General features: G+C 65.1%; 20 protein-coding genes. 18 read left to right on the plus strand and 2 right to left on the minus strand.

The genetic code is table 11. The annotated features are described in order from the left end of the window. Window positions 1-172 precede the first annotated feature (172 nt). From ABW18_RS03250 to ABW18_RS03290, 9 genes are all read left to right on the plus strand, one after another. Window positions 173-949 carry an ABC transporter ATP-binding protein gene (locus ABW18_RS03250; protein ID WP_049697601.1) on the plus strand — a complete coding sequence of 259 codons (777 nt, stop codon included), beginning with the start codon at window positions 173-175 and terminating at the stop codon, window positions 947-949. Continuing rightward, window positions 949-1,845 (plus strand): ABC transporter permease, encoded by an 897-nt coding sequence (locus ABW18_RS03255; protein ID WP_049697602.1) that lies wholly within the window; start codon window positions 949-951, stop codon window positions 1,843-1,845. The genes ABW18_RS03250 and ABW18_RS03255 overlap by 1 nt, the downstream gene beginning before the upstream one ends. Before the next feature lie 28 nt (window positions 1,846-1,873). Beyond that, complete coding sequence (locus ABW18_RS03260; RefSeq protein ID WP_049697603.1) at window positions 1,874-2,917, plus strand: isopenicillin N synthase family dioxygenase; 1,044 nt, start codon at window positions 1,874-1,876, stop codon at window positions 2,915-2,917. Between the two features lie 13 nt (window positions 2,918-2,930). Beyond that, entirely contained in the window at window positions 2,931-3,587 is a 657-nt protein-coding gene (locus ABW18_RS03265; protein ID WP_049697604.1) for a GntR family transcriptional regulator, read from the plus strand. 116 nt (window positions 3,588-3,703) lie between these two features. Further along, complete coding sequence (locus ABW18_RS03270; protein WP_083444314.1) at window positions 3,704-4,870, plus strand: alkaline phosphatase family protein; 1,167 nt, start codon at window positions 3,704-3,706, stop codon at window positions 4,868-4,870. Between the two features lie 188 nt (window positions 4,871-5,058). Further along, window positions 5,059-6,684: a chaperonin GroEL gene (groL, locus tag ABW18_RS03275; protein ID WP_007238086.1), complete on the plus strand. Its 1,626-nt coding sequence runs from the start codon at window positions 5,059-5,061 to the stop codon at window positions 6,682-6,684. A 376-nt stretch (window positions 6,685-7,060) separates the two neighbouring features. Continuing rightward, entirely contained in the window at window positions 7,061-8,176 is a 1,116-nt protein-coding gene (locus ABW18_RS03280; RefSeq protein ID WP_049697606.1) for a linear amide C-N hydrolase, read from the plus strand. Between the two features lie 97 nt (window positions 8,177-8,273). After that, a complete protein-coding gene (locus ABW18_RS03285) occupies window positions 8,274-8,942 on the plus strand; it encodes a DsbA family oxidoreductase (RefSeq protein ID WP_152929995.1) in 669 nt (222 codons plus the stop codon). 131 nt (window positions 8,943-9,073) lie between these two features. Next, on the plus strand, window positions 9,074-9,589 hold the full coding sequence (locus tag ABW18_RS03290; protein ID WP_049697608.1) for a hypothetical protein: 516 nt from the start codon (window positions 9,074-9,076) through the stop codon (window positions 9,587-9,589). Window positions 9,590-9,595: 6 nt separating this feature from the next. On the opposite strand, the gene ABW18_RS03295 is transcribed toward ABW18_RS03290, so the two are convergent. Next, window positions 9,596-10,348, minus strand: a complete 753-nt coding sequence (locus tag ABW18_RS03295) for an esterase/lipase family protein (protein ID WP_049697609.1) — start codon at window positions 10,346-10,348, stop codon at window positions 9,596-9,598. 129 nt (window positions 10,349-10,477) lie between these two features. On the opposite strand from ABW18_RS03295, the gene ABW18_RS03300 reads away from it, so the two are divergent. Together ABW18_RS03300 and ABW18_RS03305 are read left to right on the plus strand one after the other, a co-directional pair. Next, on the plus strand, window positions 10,478-11,608 hold the full coding sequence (locus ABW18_RS03300; RefSeq protein WP_049697610.1) for a DUF4331 family protein: 1,131 nt from the start codon (window positions 10,478-10,480) through the stop codon (window positions 11,606-11,608). A 32-nt stretch (window positions 11,609-11,640) separates the two neighbouring features. After that, complete coding sequence (locus ABW18_RS03305) at window positions 11,641-12,453, plus strand: tyrosine-protein phosphatase (protein WP_049697611.1); 813 nt, start codon at window positions 11,641-11,643, stop codon at window positions 12,451-12,453. On the opposite strand, the gene ABW18_RS03310 is transcribed toward ABW18_RS03305, so the two are convergent. Then, on the minus strand, window positions 12,450-12,938 hold the full coding sequence (locus ABW18_RS03310) for a PaaI family thioesterase (protein WP_049697612.1): 489 nt from the start codon (window positions 12,936-12,938) through the stop codon (window positions 12,450-12,452). The two genes, ABW18_RS03305 and ABW18_RS03310, sit on opposite strands and share 4 nt — an antisense overlap. Window positions 12,939-13,034: 96 nt before the next feature. Between ABW18_RS03310 and ABW18_RS03315 the strand changes: the two genes are divergently transcribed. The 7 genes from ABW18_RS03315 to ABW18_RS03345 all read left to right on the plus strand — a co-directional run bounded on the left by ABW18_RS03315 (window position 13,035) and on the right by ABW18_RS03345 (window position 18,468). Continuing rightward, complete coding sequence (locus ABW18_RS03315) at window positions 13,035-13,580, plus strand: TetR/AcrR family transcriptional regulator (protein WP_235434296.1); 546 nt, start codon at window positions 13,035-13,037, stop codon at window positions 13,578-13,580. 144 nt (window positions 13,581-13,724) lie between these two features. Next, window positions 13,725-14,402, plus strand: a complete 678-nt coding sequence (locus ABW18_RS03320) for a DUF4166 domain-containing protein (RefSeq protein WP_049697614.1) — start codon at window positions 13,725-13,727, stop codon at window positions 14,400-14,402. A 38-nt stretch (window positions 14,403-14,440) separates the two neighbouring features. Beyond that, window positions 14,441-14,881, plus strand: coding sequence for an SRPBCC family protein (locus ABW18_RS03325; RefSeq protein WP_049697615.1), 441 nt, complete (start codon window positions 14,441-14,443; stop codon window positions 14,879-14,881). A gap of 185 nt (window positions 14,882-15,066) precedes the next feature. Then, complete coding sequence (locus ABW18_RS03330) at window positions 15,067-15,585, plus strand: DUF6764 family protein (protein WP_049697616.1); 519 nt, start codon at window positions 15,067-15,069, stop codon at window positions 15,583-15,585. 174 nt (window positions 15,586-15,759) lie between these two features. Beyond that, entirely contained in the window at window positions 15,760-16,707 is a 948-nt protein-coding gene (ppk2, locus tag ABW18_RS03335) for a polyphosphate kinase 2 (protein WP_049698008.1), read from the plus strand. Window positions 16,708-16,759: 52 nt separating this feature from the next. Beyond that, on the plus strand, window positions 16,760-17,572 hold the full coding sequence (locus ABW18_RS03340; RefSeq protein ID WP_049698009.1) for a hypothetical protein: 813 nt from the start codon (window positions 16,760-16,762) through the stop codon (window positions 17,570-17,572). Next, window positions 17,569-18,468 (plus strand): alpha/beta fold hydrolase, encoded by a 900-nt coding sequence (locus tag ABW18_RS03345; protein WP_235434282.1) that lies wholly within the window; start codon window positions 17,569-17,571, stop codon window positions 18,466-18,468. The genes ABW18_RS03340 and ABW18_RS03345 overlap by 4 nt, the downstream gene beginning before the upstream one ends. Window positions 18,469-18,501: the final 33 nt, after the last annotated feature.

Raw genomic sequence — 18,501 nt, forward strand, 5'->3', positions numbered from 1 at the left:
GCTTTGATGGTGCCTCACCTGCGTGTACAGGGTTCGAGCCCGCGGTTCTGTCACATACTGTTTACGTCACGACACGCGAGCGCAATGCATGTAACCAACAATCAGAAAGCGAAGTAAGTCCGACTCTTACATGTAGGCGCTCTCATGTGCCGTGGCTCTGATGGATGTACCCATGAACCTGATCGACACCGTCAACGACACTGACGCGAGGCATCTCACGAAGGGTGTGATGATCTCGGCGTCGGGAGTATCCAAGCAGTTCGACTCCGGCACAATCGCTCTCGCCGACGTCGACCTCGACATCGCCCGTGGCGACTTCGTCGCGATCGTCGGCCCCTCCGGCTGTGGCAAATCGACGCTCCTGCGCATGGCTGCGGGATTGGAGGCGCCGACAACCGGTAGCGTCGCGCTGGCCACCGATTCGGTCGGCGTGATCTTCCAGGAACCCACATTGCTGCCGTGGCGTTCTGTGCAGGCCAACGTCGAACTATGTGCCGAGATCGCGGGTGAGTCACGCTCGGAGCGGCGGGAACGTGCCGCCGCGGCCATCGACGCCGTGGGCCTGGCCGGCTTCGAGAAGCAGCTTCCGCGCACGCTGTCGGGCGGCATGAAGATGCGAGTCTCGTTGGCGCGCATGCTCACCAAAGAACCTGAGGTGATGTTGCTCGACGAGCCGTTCGGTGCGCTCGACGAGATGACTCGCCTCGACATGCAGGCAGAACTGTTGCGGCTGTACGGCGATCGCGGATTCACCGCGCTGTTCATCACCCATTCGATGCCCGAGGCGGTGTTCCTCGCCAACCGGGTGATCGTGATGTCGGCCCGACCGGGCCGAATCGCCGCGGACATCCGCATCGACCTTCCTTATCCCCGTCAACCCGACGTGCGCTTCGACCCGGCTTTCACGTCGTACGTCGCCGCGATCTCCGAAACACTCCGAGGTGCCTGATGACCATCACATCGACTGCAATGACACAAGATTCGACGGCGGGCCCCGCTGTCACCACAGCGTCGCCTGCCCCCTCGGCCTCGGGAACCGCGCCAGGCGGTAAGACGACATCGTCGACGAGAGCGCGGCTGCGCACAGCGGTGCGCATGGTCGCACCGCCCGCGGTGTCTCTCGCTGCGGCGATCGGGCTCTGGTACCTGGTCAGCATGGTGATCCTCTCTCCGCAGCGGCGCTTCCTCCTTCCGCCGCCGCACGAGGTGTTGACCAACTCGTTGCTCGACAAGGCTCACGTCAACCCAATGCTGGAGGCGCTCTGGGTCACCGCGAAGGTGAGCCTCGTCGGGTTCCTCTTCGCCGCTGTCATCGGCATCGCGATCGGTGTGCTGATGAGCCGCGGCTCCCTGATGGAGCGCGCCATCTACCCGTGGGCCGTTGTGCTGCAGGTCATTCCGGTACTCGCGATCGTCCCGCTGATCGGTCTGTGGTTCGGGTACGGCATGGTGGCGCGCACCATCGTGTGTGTCATCATCGCGATCTTCCCGATCATCGCCAACACCCACTTCGGGCTCACCTCCGTCGACCGCGGCATGCACGAGCTGTTCACGCTGTCGAAGGCCTCGCGCACCCAGCGATTGGTGAAACTCGAGTTCCCCGCGGCACTTCCGGCGATGATGACCGGATTCCGCACGGCGTCGGGGCTCGTGGTGGTCGGCGCGATCATCGGCGACATGTTCTTCGCGAAGGGCGAACCGGGCATCGGGACTCTGCTCGACGTCTACCGCGCGCGACTGCAATCCGACGATCTCATCGCGGCCATCGTGCTCGCGTCGTTGTTCGGCATCGCCGTCTTCGCGGTGTTCAGCATGCTCAACGCCGCCGTCGCACGCCGCCGCTAGCCGCCGACTCTCACAAGGAACTCCTCACATGTTCACCGTTCCCATCATCGACATCTCGCCCTACGCCGACCCGCAGAGCACGCCAGAACAACGAGCACAGGTGGCGCGTCAACTCGACGAAGCCTCTGCCACAGTCGGATTCATGCAAATCGTTGGACACGGAATCTCCCAGAGCGTCGTCGACGGTCTGACCGAAGCCCTCGACGCGTTCTATGCACTCCCGCTCGACGTGAAGAAGAACTACACGCGGCCGGGTGCCAACCGTGGCTACAGTCCGCCCAAGAGCGAGTCGCTGAGCATGAGTCTTGGTGTGGCAGCGGCGAATCAGATGAACGACTTCTATGAGGCGTTCACCGTCGGCTCGGAGCAATCCTGGTATGCGGCAACGGATCTTCCCGAGTCCAGCTATCCCGACAACACCTGGCCCGACGACGCGGTGACGAGCTTCCGGCCGGCCGTCGAAGAATGGTTTTCCCAGGCGCGAGGCGTGTCACGAATCCTGTTGCGTGCCTTCACCGAAGCGCTGGGCCTTCCGGACGGCTACTTCGACGCGCTCACCGATCACTCGATCGACGCGCTGAAGATGAACAACTACACGCTGCCCGAAGGCGAGATCGAACTCGCGGGCGAGTTGACCGGAATGGGCGCACACACCGACTTCGGCATCCTCACCGTCCTGTGGGCCGACCGTGTGCCGGGATTGCAGGTCCTCGATCGCGACGGCATCTGGCACGACGTACAGCCCGAGCCCGGTGCTCTCATCGTGAACCTCGGCGACGCCATGGCCCGCTGGACAAATGATCGCTGGTTGTCGACCATCCATCGGGTCGACCCGCCCGTCGTCGACGGAAGGATCATCCGACGACGTTCCGCGGCCTTCTTCTTCGACGGCAACTTCGACGCCGTCATCGAAACACTGCCCGGATGTGCGCGCACAGATCAGCCCGGGTACCCGCCGATCACCGTCGCCGACAACATCAACGCCAAATTGGCCGGAATGAAACAGGGGGTCGCGCCACAGGCCGCTGATCGGGAGGCGCAGCGGCTGACGTCGGCGCACACGGCGCGATAGGGCGTTACGCTCGATGACCGTGACGGTTGGAGGCGGTGAGGGCGCATTGCTGACGCAGTCGGTGGTGCGCCGACTCCGCGACGAGATCTTCGCCGGGCAGATGGCCCCCGGCACCCCGCTGAGCGTGCCGGGACTTGCCGCGCGTCTCGAAGTGTCGCGCAGCCCGGTCCGCGAGGCGGTGCAGCAACTCGTCGTCGAAGGACTCGCCGAGTACACACCGCGTGTCGGCGCCAAGGTCGCCGCGCTCGACGAGGCTAGTCTGCGCCACGTCTTCGAGGTTCGCGAGGTGCTCGACGGTCTCGCCGCCCGGCAAGCCGTCGAACGCGTGACCTACGCCGAGATCGACGACCTGTGGGAGCAGGTGCGCACCCAGGAGGCACTGCTCGCCGAGGCCGCTGATCACCACCGAGACTCCCAACTCGACCTCGACTTCCACACCGCGGTGCGGTCCCTGTCGGGCAACAAACCGCTGTGCGACGCGTTGTTCAAACTCGACACACAGTCGCACCTGTACCGCTCCGACATGTGGCAGCACGACGTCAACCGACGTCTCGCGGTGGCAGAGCATCATCGAATCGTCAGTGCGCTGGAAGCAGGCGACGCCGCGGGGGCGCAGATCGCGGCACAGGCACACGCCGCCGGAGTCTTGGTTCGGTTGCTCAGATCGTGACTGCGCACAGCGTGACGGGGACAGGCGCGGCGGGGACAGGCGCGACGGGGGCGCGCGAACTCACTGACCTGCCGCCGCAGCTGTGGGGCGAGTACCCGGACACGCTCGCCGACGTGATGCCCTGGATCGGGCGGTGCCTCGGCGTCGACTCCGTCGGTGGCGATCGGCCGACGGCGAGCGAGCGCAGTCGCCTCCCCGAACTCGACGCGGCGTCGGTGGTGCTGCTGCTCGTCGACGGCCTCGGCGAACGGCAGCTCGCCGCCCACGCACACCTCGCACCGACACTCACCGGACTGCAGGGCGCCGTGCTGCGGGCGGGCTTCCCGTCGACAACGGCGACGTCGATCACCAGCCTGATGCGCGGCGAACCGGCGGGTGAGCACGGGATCATCGGCTACAGCTTCGTGCCGGACGACGCGGCCCGCAGTCACGGTCCGGCCCGCACGCTGAACATGCTGCGCTGGACACTCGACAGCGCCGACGGCCCGTCGGCCTACGACGTCTATCCGCCGACCGCACTTACCCCGGGAGACGGCGACGGCGCGGTGGGCGCGCTCGAGCGGTCGGGGGTGCGCGTCTTTCAGGTGATGCCCGGCGAGTTCAAGGACACGGGCTTCACCTCCGTCGCCTCCGGTACCGCAGGCAGACATCTCCCCGCCAAGGCTCCGGCCGAGGTTCGAGCAGGCATCACCACCGCGCTGACCAGGACGCTGCCCCGCTCACACCGGCCGCGAGTCGTCTACGCATATCTCGCCGACCTCGACACCGCCGGTCACATCTACGGTCCGGGCTCCGACCCCTGGTGCGACGCACTGCGAACTGTCGATTCCCTTGTCGCCGGCATCCTCACCGACCTTCCGTCCGACGCCACCCTCGTCGTGACCGGCGACCACGGGATGCTGCGCGCGGGAAAGGCCATCGACCTCGACGCCGAGCCCGCGTTGTCGGCGGGCGTCGCACGGGTCGCGGGCGAGGCGCGGGTGCGCCACGTCTACGCGATCGACGGGGCCGTCGACGACGTCGCGGATGCCTGGCGCAATCTCCTCGGCGACGACGCGCACGTCGCGCCGCGCGAACAGGTTCTCGCCGAACACTGGTACGGACCCTGCACCGCCGATCGAACCGCTGCGCGCATCGGCGATCTCGTCGTCGTGGCAAAGGACCGTACGGTGCTCACCCGACCGGCCGCTGAGCCGGGGGAGTCGCGCATGCTCGGGCACCACGGTGGCTGGACTGCCGATGAACTGCTGGTGCCGCTGCTGATCGGCAACGATCCCGCGTAGACCGCTCCTCACCGTTGACCTTGCACTCACCGGGGTCGAGTGCTAAAACGGACGTTGGCACTCACGGATCGTGAGTGCTAGGTCGGGACGGTGAGATCGGTACCGAATGACACACCGGTCGTCCGTCGCGGGCACCGAGTCCGGCCATACAAACCTAGTGTCACCCCCTATCGGAGGATCACTTACCCATGGCCAAGCAAATCGCGTTCGATGAAGAGGCCCGTCGCGGCCTCGAGCGGGGTCTCAACACCCTCGCCGACGCAGTCAAGGTGACGTTGGGACCCAAGGGTCGCAACGTCGTTCTGGAGAAGAAGTGGGGCGCCCCCACGATCACCAACGATGGCGTGTCCATCGCCAAGGAGATCGAGCTCGAGGACCCCTACGAGAAGATCGGTGCCGAGCTCGTCAAGGAGGTCGCCAAGAAGACTGACGACGTCGCTGGCGACGGCACCACCACCGCAACCGTTCTGGCTCAGGCACTCGTGCGTGAGGGTCTGCGCAACGTTGCCGCAGGCGCCAACCCGATGGGCCTCAAGCGCGGCATCGAGCAGGCTGTCGACGCCGTCACCGAGTCGCTGCTGAAGAGCGCCAAGGAGGTCGAGACCAAGGAGCAGATCGCTGCGACCGCTGGTATCTCGGCAGGCGACCCCTCGATCGGCGAGCTCATCGCCGAGGCGATGGACAAGGTCGGCAAGGAAGGCGTCATCACCGTCGAGGAGTCCAACACCTTCGGACTCCAGCTCGAGCTCACCGAGGGTATGCGCTTCGACAAGGGCTACATCTCGGGCTACTTCGTGACCGACCCCGAGCGCCAGGAAGCCGTCCTCGACGACCCGTACATCTTGCTCGTCTCGGGCAAGGTCTCGACCGTCAAGGATCTGCTCCCGCTGCTGGAGAAGGTCATCCAGTCGGGCAAGCCGCTGCTGATCATCGCCGAGGACGTCGAGGGCGAAGCCCTCTCGACTCTGGTGGTCAACAAGATCCGCGGCACCTTCAAGTCTGTTGCCGTCAAGGCTCCCGGCTTCGGTGACCGCCGCAAGGCCATGCTCGCCGACATCGCCATCCTCACCGGTGGCGAGGTCATCAGCGAAGAGGTCGGCCTCTCGCTGGAGGGTGCCGGTCTCGAGCAGCTCGGCCAGGCTCGCAAGGTCGTCGTCACCAAGGACGAGACCACCATCGTCGACGGCGCGGGCGACGCAGACGCCATCGCCGGACGCGTGTCGCAGATCCGCACCGAGATCGAGAACAGCGACTCCGACTACGACCGTGAGAAGCTGCAGGAGCGCCTGGCCAAGCTGGCCGGTGGCGTTGCAGTCATCAAGGCGGGCGCGGCCACCGAGGTCGAGCTCAAGGAGCGCAAGCACCGCATCGAGGACGCCGTCCGCAACGCGAAGGCTGCCGTCGAAGAGGGCATCGTCGCCGGTGGCGGCGTGGCTCTGCTGCAGTCCGAGCCTGCCATCGACTCGCTGACCCTCGAGGGCGACGAGGCGACCGGTACCAACATCGTGCGCGTCGCGCTGTCGGCTCCGGCCAAGCAGATCGCCGTCAACGCAGGGCTCGAGCCCGGCGTCGTCGCCGACAAGATCCTCAACTCGCCGCTGGGCACCGGCCTCAACGCCGCCACCGGCACCTACGAGGATCTGCTCGCCGCAGGCATCAACGACCCGGTCAAGGTCACCCGCTCGGCCCTGCAGAACGCAGCGTCGATCGCGGCTCTGTTCCTCACCACCGAGGCCGTCGTCGCCGACAAGCCCGAGAAGAACCCGGCCCCGGCCATGCCAGGCGCCGACGAGATGGGCGGAATGGGATTCTGATCTCGTCTCCGACGAGGATGGGATTCTGATCCCGTCTACGACGGGGATGGGATTCTGATCCCGTCTACGACGGGGATGGGATTCTGATCCCACCCACCGCTGCATAGCGAACACACCGAAGGCCGGTCACCCGAAAGGGTGGCCGGCCTTCGGCGTTCCCGTCGACTGGGCGTTGTATCGCGTCGAGTGGGCGCCGCATGACTTAATTCGAGACGCCGCGGAATGATTCTGAGACTTATCGCGCGCCGGGCTGATTCACGCGGCTACCGTGAAGTAAGCGACCCACGTTTATTCGTGGCATGCTCGGATCGATATTTCGCGCGTCGCGGCGAAGTGTCTCGTCGGTGTTGTCAACAACGAACGGAAGTGGATTCCTGTGTGTACACGGGTGATGTGGCCAGAGGCCAACGGTTCTGTGATCGTCGGCCGCAACATGGATTTCCACCAGGATCTCCACACCAATCTCTGGAAGCTCCCGCGCGGCGTCGACCGTAATGATCGCGTCGAGGGAAAGCTGAAGTGGACCTCCAAGTACGGCAGTGTGATCGCCGGCGTCTACGACATCCTCTCGACCGACGGGGTCAACGAGAAAGGTCTGGCGGGTCACATCCTGTGGCTGGCCGAATCCGAGTACGGTGACCCCGACCCCGACCGCCCTCAGCTCGCGATGTCGGTGTGGCTGCAGTACTTCCTCGACAACTTCGCGTCGGTGGCAGAAGCCGTCCGGTGGGTAGAAGAAAACAACCCGCAGGTGATCCCCATGACGGACCCGACCGGCGGCAGCAAACCTGCGATCCACCTCGCGATCGATGACGCGACGGGCGATTCGGCCATCTTCGAGTACATCGACGGCAAGCTGGACGTCTATCACAGCGAGGACTACTGGGTGATGACGAATTCGCCCAGCTACGACCAACAACTCGAACTCGTGAAGAAGTATGAGGGTCTCGGCGGCGACCAACCCCTACCGGGTACATGCGCCGCCCCCGACCGTTTCGCTCGCGCCACCTACTACGTGCACAACCAACCAGAGCCGAAGTCACGCGTGCAGGCCACCGCCGCCATGGCGAGCATTATCCGAAATGCCGCGCAGCCGTACCGGATTCCCGAACCCGGCAAGCCAGATGCGTCGACGACGCTGTGGCAGGTCGTCATCGACCTGACCAACCCGCGCTACATCTTCGAGTCCGTGACATGCCCGAACGTCGTGTGGGTCGATTTGAAGGACCTCGACTTCACCGAGGGTTCCGGCGACGCCAAGTTGGATCTGGTCAAAGGTCTCACGGTCGAGAATGGGCTTTCGGGCAATGTGGCCCACAAGTTCGAAAAGCACAAGTTCCATATCGTTTCCATCGAGCAGGCAAAACTGATCGGCGAAGTAGCCGCCAAGGCAAAAGAAAGCTTGGACTCAACGAAGCCGATCGAGGATCGCATCAAGACGGTCCAGGAAAAGGTGGACGCAAAGCTCGCGGAATTCGTCGACGCGACGTGAGGCGGTGTGACCTGACACGGTCACACGTCCCCTACACATTCGGCGGTACCGTCGGCGCCGCGGAATGTGGCACCGACGCCTCGGCGTTGCACAGTGCATGAGTACTTTACCCATCGACGTCTGGTCGGATATCGCTTGCCCGTGGTGCTACATCGGCAAGCGGAACCTCGACGCCGCGCTCGCGCTCCTCGACGACTCCGACGACGTCGACCCCAACGTTGTTTCTGTCGACTTCCACAGCTACCTACTCGCTCCCGACACACCGCCGGAGACGGACGCTCCCGAGATCGATTTCCTGGTGCAGAGCAAGGGAATGCCTGCCGAGCAGGTCAGGCAGATGTTTGCCCACGTCACCCAGGTCGCCGCTGATGCCGGCCTGCACTACGACTTCGACATCGCGCGCCACGCCAACACCCGCAAGGCCCACGAACTGCTGCACTACGCCAAAAGTGTTGGCCGGCAGGCTGATATGGCCGAGCGTCTGTTCGCCGCACACTTCACCGAAGGAAAGCACATCGGCGGCATCGACGAACTCGCCGACCTTGCGGCCGAGATCGGTCTCGACCGAGACGACGTCGAAAAGGCTTTGCGCGCAGGGACGTACGCGGACGCCGTCGACGCCGACCTCGAGCAGGCGAGTGCATACGGAATCAGCGGTGTGCCGTTCTTTGTGATCGACGGTCGCTACGGCGTCTCGGGTGCTCAACCGCCCGAGGTGCTCGCGCAGGCCATCGGCCAGGTCCTCGCCGAACGCGCTGAAACCTAGAACTCGTTACATTGATTCACCAATGTAATCCGATCGAATCACTTTGGTGAAGTTTCGTATCTTCGGGTGACACGAGTCGGCGCACGGACTCAATACGGTGGGTGCACAACAACTCTCACCGAAGGGGTTCTATGTCTCTCAACAGGTTTCGACGTTTCGCATTGGTGATCGGGGTCGCCTCGGCGCTGGGTGCGCTGGGCGTACCAGGGGCGGCCGTCGCTGATACCTCGACCGGAAGCAGCGTCGACACGGGGTCGGCCGAGGACCTGCTGAAGGCGGTGCCGCCGGAGGTCATCGAACAACTCGGGCTCGGGAGCACGGGTGGCGGTTCGCCCAAGGTCCAGCAGTGCAATCAGTCGACGAAGTCGGGTGGGCAGGGCGTGACCGAGACCAAGCACATCATCGGCCGTACCGGTCCGACGTCGTTCACCCTCAACTACGACACCCGAATTCAGCCGGACAAGATCGACGTGTTCTACCAGGGCCGGCTGATTCGCAGCACCGGATATGTCGGCGACCGCATCAACAAGGGCGAGGGCAGCATCGTGGTCAACGTGCCGCCGGGTGTCGCCAACTACGTGACGGTCAAGGTCACCGGGCCGGAGAGCGGCACCGTCTGGGATTACACAGTCAATTGCCCGCGCTGAACCAACTCAGCGCTGCGGTCGAAGTGAGTTCTCGGCGGTCAACTGGCCGTCGGGTTGATCGACGAACTGTCCGTCGCAGTTTCCGGCTGCTGCACGCGAAACAGCTTGGAATACTGCGGGATTGACGGCCTCGGCCGTGTGCTCGGTGTAGCCGGTCGGTGCGACGAATGCGGGCAACGGCGTGACACGGCACTGGCCGCCGTCGAGGTCGCCGGTCACCCATTCGTACGCGCTGCGAATGCGGTAGTACCTGGTGGGTCCAGGGGTGTCGTCTCCTGCATTGAGTTCACGCAGGAACGCACTGCCCGGGCACAACTGTCCGTCGGCGCCGGGTTGGTTGCATCCGCCCGGCGAGCCGTATTCCGGTGTGCCGACGGCGATTACGTTGGCCACCTTCGACGCGCCGCCGAGCTTCTTCACGTAGTAGCGCGTCGTCACGCCGCCGACGCTGTGTCCGACGAGCGACACAGGCGTCGACGGTCTGGCCTTCTTCTCTGCGTCGACTGCCCTGCCGATGGCGCGCGAGTCGGAGAGGAGTTGCGTGCCCATGAGGTCGAGGACGCGCACCCGGTAGCCATCACGGCGCAGCGCGTCGGCCATCAGCGTGTACGGAGCGGCTCCGAACGACTGGCCGGGCACGATGAGGAGTGTTCCGCGCGGCGCAGCGGCATCTGCGGTCGTCGTCGGCGCTGCCAACGCAACCCCGGCGGCAGCGGCGGTGAGGGCGACGATCGCGGTGAGGCGGCGAAGAATTCTCATGCGGGCATTCTAGCCATGCTTAGCCTTGCCTTACTAACCTATGCGGTGAACCCGCTCGGAGGGCCGTCGTCGGCGACGGTCGGTAGCGTTGGTCTTCGAAGCCGATTTGGACCAGCGAGGGGAATTCCCATGTCGCACCACAACTCTGGGCCGCGGGCCCATCAACTTCCCGAAGCCGACATCACCGACATGTACGCGTTCACGGTCCCGGGAGCGCAAGGTCGTCTGGGCCTGGTGCTCAACCTCGTGCCGTGGACGCCCCCGAACGGACGCTTCTCGGATGCCCTGATCTATCGGTTCCGCATCCGCCCGATCACCGTCGACGCGTCCGAGCCCGCGCTCTTCTCGGCGGCCGACGCTGAGGCAGAGGTCGCCATCGACTGCACGTTCACCACCCCGGACGTCGCCCAGACCGGCACCTGCACGGTGTCCGTCGGTGGCAACCCAACGGGTACGTCGGTCGCGTTCGCAGTCGACGACGAGGCGGGCGGTGCCACCGACGGGGTGCGCGCCTTCGGAGGCCCCCGGTGGGATCCGTTCTTCAGCGACGCAACCGCGCTGGTCAACACCATCTCGACCGGGAAGCTCTCGTTCACCGACCACGGCAGCATCCTCGGTGACGGCAAGAACGTGATGAGCATCGTCGTCGAAGTAGATCTCGAGCCGCTTGTCGGCGACGGCAGCATTGTCGCCGTCGTCGGGGAGAGCGTCATCGGCGGCAAGATTACGGTCCGGTGGGAGCGGTTCGGTCGACCCGAGTTCGAGAACGCGATCCTCGGCATGAAGAACTACGACACCGTCAATCGCGATCTGGAGATCCGCGACCTGTTCAACGCCGAGGACGCTTTCGCGCTCGGCCCCGACTACCTCGGCGCCTACCACGCGCGGCTGAACGCCAACCTCGCCTACTGGGACGGTCTCGACGGCAACGTGGACTGGCCGGTCGACGCCGACGGCAACCACCCGCTCGCCGAGATGCTGCTCGCCGACTTCATGATCGTCGACGCGTGGAAGCCCTTCGGCGACAACACTTTTCTCGAGATCGAACGCGCCGTCCGCGACGGCCGACCGCACGAGACGATGGGCGGACGCTCGCTCAACGACGACTGCATGGACACCCTGTACACCTACCTCGTCAACGCTGCGAAGGGGCCGCGCATCAGCGATCACGTCGACGCCCCGACCCGCCTCGCAAGTGACACGTTCCCGTACCTCGCCCCCGCCAATCCGAATCCGCCGGAGGCGCCCGGGTCTCACTGAATCGCGACAGGTCATCTGGAAGACTCGGTGCCATGCCCTTGAAGCCCGGTGCGCCGAGTCCCGTCTCCAGTCTGCCCAACCTGCGCGACCTCGGCGGCTACCGCGGGCACGGTGGCAGGGTCGTCGTATCCGACCGGCTGTACCGCTCGACGGATTTCCGTTCGATGGCTACGGCCGATCTGCCTACTTTCGAGAGTCTCGGTGTCCGCACGATCTACGACCTGCGTTCGGAGGCCGAGCGGACCGCACTTCCCGATCCGGCGCTTCCCGACGTCGCCGACATCCACCTCGACGTCCTTGCCGATTCGACAACCGCGGTGCCGGCAAATCTGCAGCAGTTCTTCTCCGACCCGGAGACCGTGAAAATGGCCTCGCGCGAACTCGCGGGGGGTAAGGCCGCCGACGCCATCGCTGCCACGTACCGCGGAATGGTCTCGCTACCGAGCGCTGTGCGCTCCTATCGCGGCTACTACCAGGGGCTCCTCGGCGAATACGACGGGCCGTCGCTCTTCCACTGCACCACCGGCAAGGATCGCACCGGCTGGGCTGCGGCGTCGCTACTGGCGCTTCTCGGCGTCGACAAGGACGACATCTATCACGACTACTTGCTGACCAATGAGCGTCTGATCCCGGCGTTGAAGCCGATCTTCGACGACTTCGCCGCTGCGGGCGGCGACCCGGACGTCCTGCTCCCAATCCTCGGCGTCGACCCGTCCTACCTCGACGGCGCGTTCGACGAGGTACGGCAGAAGTACTCCGACATCGAGGGTTACTTCGTCGCCGGACTCGGGTTCGACGACGACGCGCTCACCACGCTGCGCGACACCTATCTCGTCTCGGCCTAGCGAAACACGATGCAGGTGGTGCTACCGTGCGCGACCAGCCTGCCGTCGGCCGAGAACACCTTGCCCTCCGCGGTGGCGGTGCGCCCGCCGACGTGGATGATCTCGCCGACACCGGTGAGTTCGCCGTCGTCGGTCTGCACGGCACGGATGTAGTTGACCTTCAGTTCCAGCGTCGTATAGCCCGCGCCCGCGGGGAGTGTGGTGTGGATTGCACAACCCATCACAGAGTCGAGCAGCGTCGCGCAGATGCCGCCGTGGACGGTGCCGAGCGGATTGGCGAAGTCGGGCTGCGGGGTGACGGCGAAGCTGACCGAACCCTCGTCGACTCGGACCGGGCGCATGCCGAGCAGGCGTCCGATGCTCGGGCGTGCGTCGTCGGGATTGTCGGCCCAGGCGCGCAGCAACTCCAGTCCGGACATGGTTGCGGGGTCGCTCGGTGCTGCTGTATCAGCGGTGGATGGCTCCATGACTATGTATCCTTGCATAGAAGCAATCAACTATGAAGACCTGCATAGTCGAGTTCTGGGAAAGGCGGCGTGACGGTGGCTCACGATGACGGGGAACTCGGCCCGCGAGACCGGATGATCGTCTACGCCGCGGATCTGATCGGGCGAGACGGCGTACCGGGGACGTCGATCGGCGACGTTCTCGCGGCCAGCAAGGCGCCACGCGGTTCGATCTATCACCACTTCCCGGGCGGGAAGTCGGAGTTGATGAACGAGGCCGTGCGGTACGCGGGGGAGTTCATCTCGTCGCGAATCGCCGACACCCACGCGGGTTCGGCCGCCGACGCCGTGGTCTCTATCGGAGACGTTTGGCGCAAGATGCTGGTCAGCACCGATTTCCAGCGCGGCTGCCCGGTGCTCGCGGGGGGACTCGCCCGGCGGGCCGAGCCGACGATGGCCGACGAGGCAGACGAGATCTTTCGACGCTGGCGCCACCAGATCGCGGCACGCCTCGTCTACGAGGGAGTCGACGACGCGCGCGCCGACTCGCTGGCGAATCTGATCATCGCGGGTATCGAGGGGGCCGTCGGACTGTCGATGACCCAGCGCAGCGTCGAACCTCTTGATCTGGTGATCGATGAACTCTCCCGACTGTGTGAATCCGCCGTGGTCGTGGGCTGAAACAGCCCACCGCGTCGACCGTCGCGGGCAATACTGCCCACCTCGGGCCGGAGGTCTCTACACGGTGTTGTGCGCCACATAGTAGGTTCTCCCACAGGCCCGGGCAGATTGTTGCTACCCGGGCAAGCTTGGGGGGAGGGAATCGTGACGCCGGTGTATCGGGAGGCGCTGGGTTCCGACTTCGACAAACTGCACCCCAACGTCGCGTGGCGGTATTCGATCGACTCGACGTCGGGTGTGGCCCAACTCGGCAGCGGAATCTACGAGTCGGTGTACGTATCGTCGGCGCTGCCGCCACCGCTCGTCTGGTTCTACGCCAAGCGAAACGCGTTCCCGGCGCGGTCGAGCCGAATGGTGCCGTTCACCCAGAACCAGTACTGCTACGTCGACGAACTCGGCCGTGAATCGTTGGCCGTGCTGCGCACCTTCTCCTACACCAACGGCGACCGCGCGCTGAACTCGCTTCTGGTCGACGGCAGGTCCGGACTCGTCGACTATTTCGGCGACGGCCCGGACCTGCTGTGGCCCATCGAGCCGTCGGTGACGCGGGCCGGCGAACTGCTTCTCGAGAGCGGGCCGATGCGCTGGCTTGGTCGCGGACCCAAGGTCGGGATGAAGGGCATGTTCGCCACCCAGATGAAGTACATCGAGGGATGGGACGACGAGCATGAGCGCTTCCGCTGCGACGCCACGGTCCGGAATCCGGTCGTCGGCGAGGTCATCCACTTCCGCGGGTGGTTCACCGCCGTCGACGTCGCCTGCGGTCTACGTGATATCCCGGACGAGGCGTGGCCGCTTCGCCTCGTCGACCGCGAGCATTGACGTCATCCCGATCACACGCACAAGGTAGGTTGCTCAGCATGGCCGTCTCAGCAAAGACCGAATTCGATATCGCCGCACCGTTATCGGTGGTGATGGAAGTCCTGATGGACATCGAGTCACTCCCGGAATGGTCCGGCCCCCACAAAGCAGCGCAGATCGTCAGCACCCACGATGACGGCACGCCGGACGAGGTCTCGATGACCGTCAATGCGGCAGGCATCAACGACGATCAGTCGGTGAATTACTCGTGGACCGACACCACCTGCGAGTGGACGCTGATCAAGTCGACGACGCTCTCGGAGCAGCAGGGCAAGTACACGTTGACCGATAACGGCGACAGCACGCACGTCGAATTCGAGTTGCTGGTCGACCTCAAGATCAAACTGCCGGGACTCATCGTGAAGCGGGGGCAGAAGGTCGCCGTCGACACCGCGCGCAAAGGCTTGACCGCCGAGGCGGAGCGTCGCGCAAAGGCTTGAGCCACATAGCTTTTCGTACTTCCTGACAACGACGCCGGAGTCCCGAGAGAGGGGACCCGGCGTCGTTTCCTATCCGTTACCTGAGAACGTGGGTTGCGCGGTATTCCTGATGGCGGTTGCGGGGTACGCTGATCGGGCTGCCCGCGTCTGCGTGACGCCCGATCGTCTTCTGGAGGCCAAATAAATTGCGTATCAACACTTTTGCCGTCCGTGTCTTCGCCGTCGTCTGCGGAGGTGCGGGATTAGTTGCCGGGTTCGCGCTCGGTGGCGGTGATGCGCATGCGGGCACAGAATGTAATGCCGCCAACGGCTCTTCGGTACAGCACATCTCGGGCACGAGCGGTTGCGGTGCGCGCGCGGGAGCAGGCAGCTCGGCAAGCGCGACCGACGCTTCGTCGAGCGGCACCGCGGTGGCAGTCGCCGACGGTGGAGGGCATGCCCGCGCACACAATCTGCAGCCGGGATCGACGGCGCTCGCGGGAGCCAACTCGGGCGGTAACGCCTACTCGGTCACCACCGGCCCGGGCGCGATGTCGATCGCTCAGGCGCGTCGCGGGAGCAACTCGGTCGCCGTCGGCGGATGGGGCGGCCAGGCGGTCGCGACGGAGCAGGGCGTCTCGTGCTCCGGCGGGTTCGCGGCGGCAGCCGACTCGGGCAGCGGCAAGGCATGCCTGCGCTCGGGATCGATCAGCCTGCGCAACTGAACGTCTTCTTCGACTGAACCCGCGCTACTGAAGTCTTGAGTACCGGGCCGACTGCCGACGCTCCCAACGGGGTGCGTCGGCAGTCTGCATTTCGGGACCAACGCCACGTTCTCGCCGAAGCCGAGTTCACCTCATTGCCACGCGGTGTTTGCCGGATACGCATATCTTTGGGTGGTGACCGAGTTACACGATCTCGAAGCCGTCGGCCCCGATTTCAGCAAGTTGAACGGACGTGAGGCCCTCCAGCAGCTCGTCGATCTGAAGGACACCACGCAGTTCACGGTGAACGACGATGACGACGACGACCCGATCCTCCTCACGCTTCCCGAGCGCAATGTGGTGGACACCTGGCGTGAGGATTACCCGTACGACGAGCGCATGAGCCGTCGGGAGTACGAGATCACCAAGCGTCGACTGCAGATCGAACTGTTGAAGATGCAGAAGTGGTCCAAGCAGACCGGCCAACGTCACCTGTGGCTCTTCGAAGGACGCGACGCCGCGGGCAAGGGCGGCACCATCAAACGTTTCAACGAGCACCTCAATCCGCGCGGCGCGCACACCGTCGCGTTGGAGAAGCCGAGCGAGCGTGAATCCACGCAGTGGTATTTCCAGCGTTACGTGCAGCATCTGCCCGCAGGCGGCGAGATCATCTTCTTCGACCGGTCCTGGTACAACAGAGCGGGCGTCGAGCGGGTCATGGGATTCTGCACCGACGAGCAGTACGACGAGTTCATGCGACAGGCCCCCGGATTCGAGAAGATGCTCGTCGACGACGGCATCAGCTTGATCAAGTTCTGGTTCTCGGTCACGCCGCTCGAGCAGCGCACCCGGTTCGCGATCCGACAGATCGACCCCGTCCGGCAGTGGAAGCTCTCGCCGATGGATCTGGCCTCCCTGGACAAGTGGGACGCGTACACCGCGGCCAAGGAGACGATGTTCGAGCGCACCGACACCGACCACGCGCCGTGGACCGTCGTGAAGAGCAACGATAAAAAGCGTGCCCGCATCAACGCGATGCGCTACGTGCTGTCGCTATTCGACTACGAGGGCAAGGACGAAGAATTCGTCGGCCAGCCCGATCCGCTGATCGTCGGGCGTGCCCGCGACCTGGTCGGGGAGTGACCGCCGCCGAACGCACATCGAGAGGTCAGCATCGACCGGTAGCGTCATAGCCGTGCGAACCTTCCTCAGTGGTCTGGCGACGATCGTCGCGGTCGTAGCCATCGTTCTTGCAGTGCCCGCTGTGTGGATCAGCGAACGAATCGTCAGCGACGACGGCTTCAGCTCTCTGATCGAGCCGGTCGGTCACGACCAGGCGGTCAAGGACTACCTCGCAGGCCAGATCACCGACGAGATCGCTTCGCGCACGTCGATTTCGGGAGCCGAGTCCGTCGTGCGGCCGCTCGCAAACGCCTATACCAACAGCTCGCAGTTCCCCGCCGACTTCGCCGACGTCGCCAAGCAGCAGCACCAATGGCTGTTCGACGAGGCGTCGGACCCGAATGCGCCGATGCAACTCGACATCACACCGATGGTCAACCGCGTGCTCGCGAGCGCGCGTGTCGGTGTCACGGTCTCCGGCTCCATCACGATCCCGGTCTCCAGCGGCAACACCGGGCTACACGCGGGCGCATATCACCGGGCGGGCGAGCAGATCACGACGATCGGCAAGGTGTCGGTGATCGTGGGGATCATCGCTGCGGTCATCGCGTTGCTCGTGGCAAGGCGACGCGGGACCGTGATCGCGTGGCTCGGCATCGCGGCGGTCATCGCGGGCGTGGTGTGCTGGGCGGGCGCGAATCTCTACGGGGCATATGTGAAGAACGACCTCTCGTCGTCGGAGAACAGCGCCAAACCAGTCGCCGACGTCGTGATCGACACCATCTCGCAAGAGCTGCAATGGACCGGCGTGATCTCGATGCTGGTGGGTGCTGGCATCTTTGTGTTCGGCGTCGTGGTGCGTCTGGTCTTCGGCGGAAGGCGTTGACCTTCTCCAATGCGGGTGCCGGCTTCTCCACCCCGCAGCGCGCTCCCGACGTCATCGACGACGTCGTGCTCGCCGACGGCACCCGCACGCCGCTGCGGATCTTCGTCGCCGACTCGGTCGCCCCGACGCCGCTGATCGTTCTGTTTCCCGGACTGGGAACTCCGGCAAGCTACTTCGACCTGTTCGCCACCCGCTGCGCCGCCGCCGGGGTGTCGGTGGCGTGCGCAGACCTGCGCGGGCAGGGGGCAAGCAGGCCGCGCCCGTCACGCGCCAGCGCGTTCGGCCAGCAGGAGATGGTTGTCGACGACGTGCCGTCGGCAATCGCCGTCGCCCGACGGCAGGTCCCCGAAGGCCCGCTATTCGTCGCCGGTCACTCGATGGGCGGACACATTGCGTCGCTGTATGCGGCGCGGCAGGCGCACCTCGGCGCCGACGACAGTCATCGACTGAGCGGCCTCATTCTCATCGCCTCCGGTGTGCCGTTCCACAGGCTCTACCGCGGCGGCTCGGGTCTGCGGGCCTCGTTGGGGCCGCTCGCGATGTACCGCATTTCGCATGCTGTCGGCTTCTGGCCGGGAACGGTCGTCGAGGGCTACGGCAGGCAGTCCCGCGTGCTCATCCGCGATTGGACGTATCTGAACAGGCACGGCCGATTCAGTCCACGCGGTGCCGACATCGACTACGAGGCCGCTTTCGGAGAGATCGACATCCCGGTGCTCGCGGTGACGATCGGCGCCGACGCCGACGCACCGCCGCAGGTCATGGGCGCCATGACCGCGAAGTTCACCCGCGGCGCCGTCGACCATCGGCACATCGCAGCACCACTCGGGCACAACCGTTGGGCGCGCGATCCGGCCGCGCCTCGCCTGGTCTGCGAGTGGCTGCACGAGCTGTGAGGTTCCTCCGAGGATGACCTCGGTCAGCGTCGA

The organism is Gordonia jacobaea, from assembly GCF_001186365.1.
GTDB classification, from domain to species: Bacteria; Actinomycetota; Actinomycetes; order Mycobacteriales; family Mycobacteriaceae; genus Gordonia; species Gordonia jacobaea.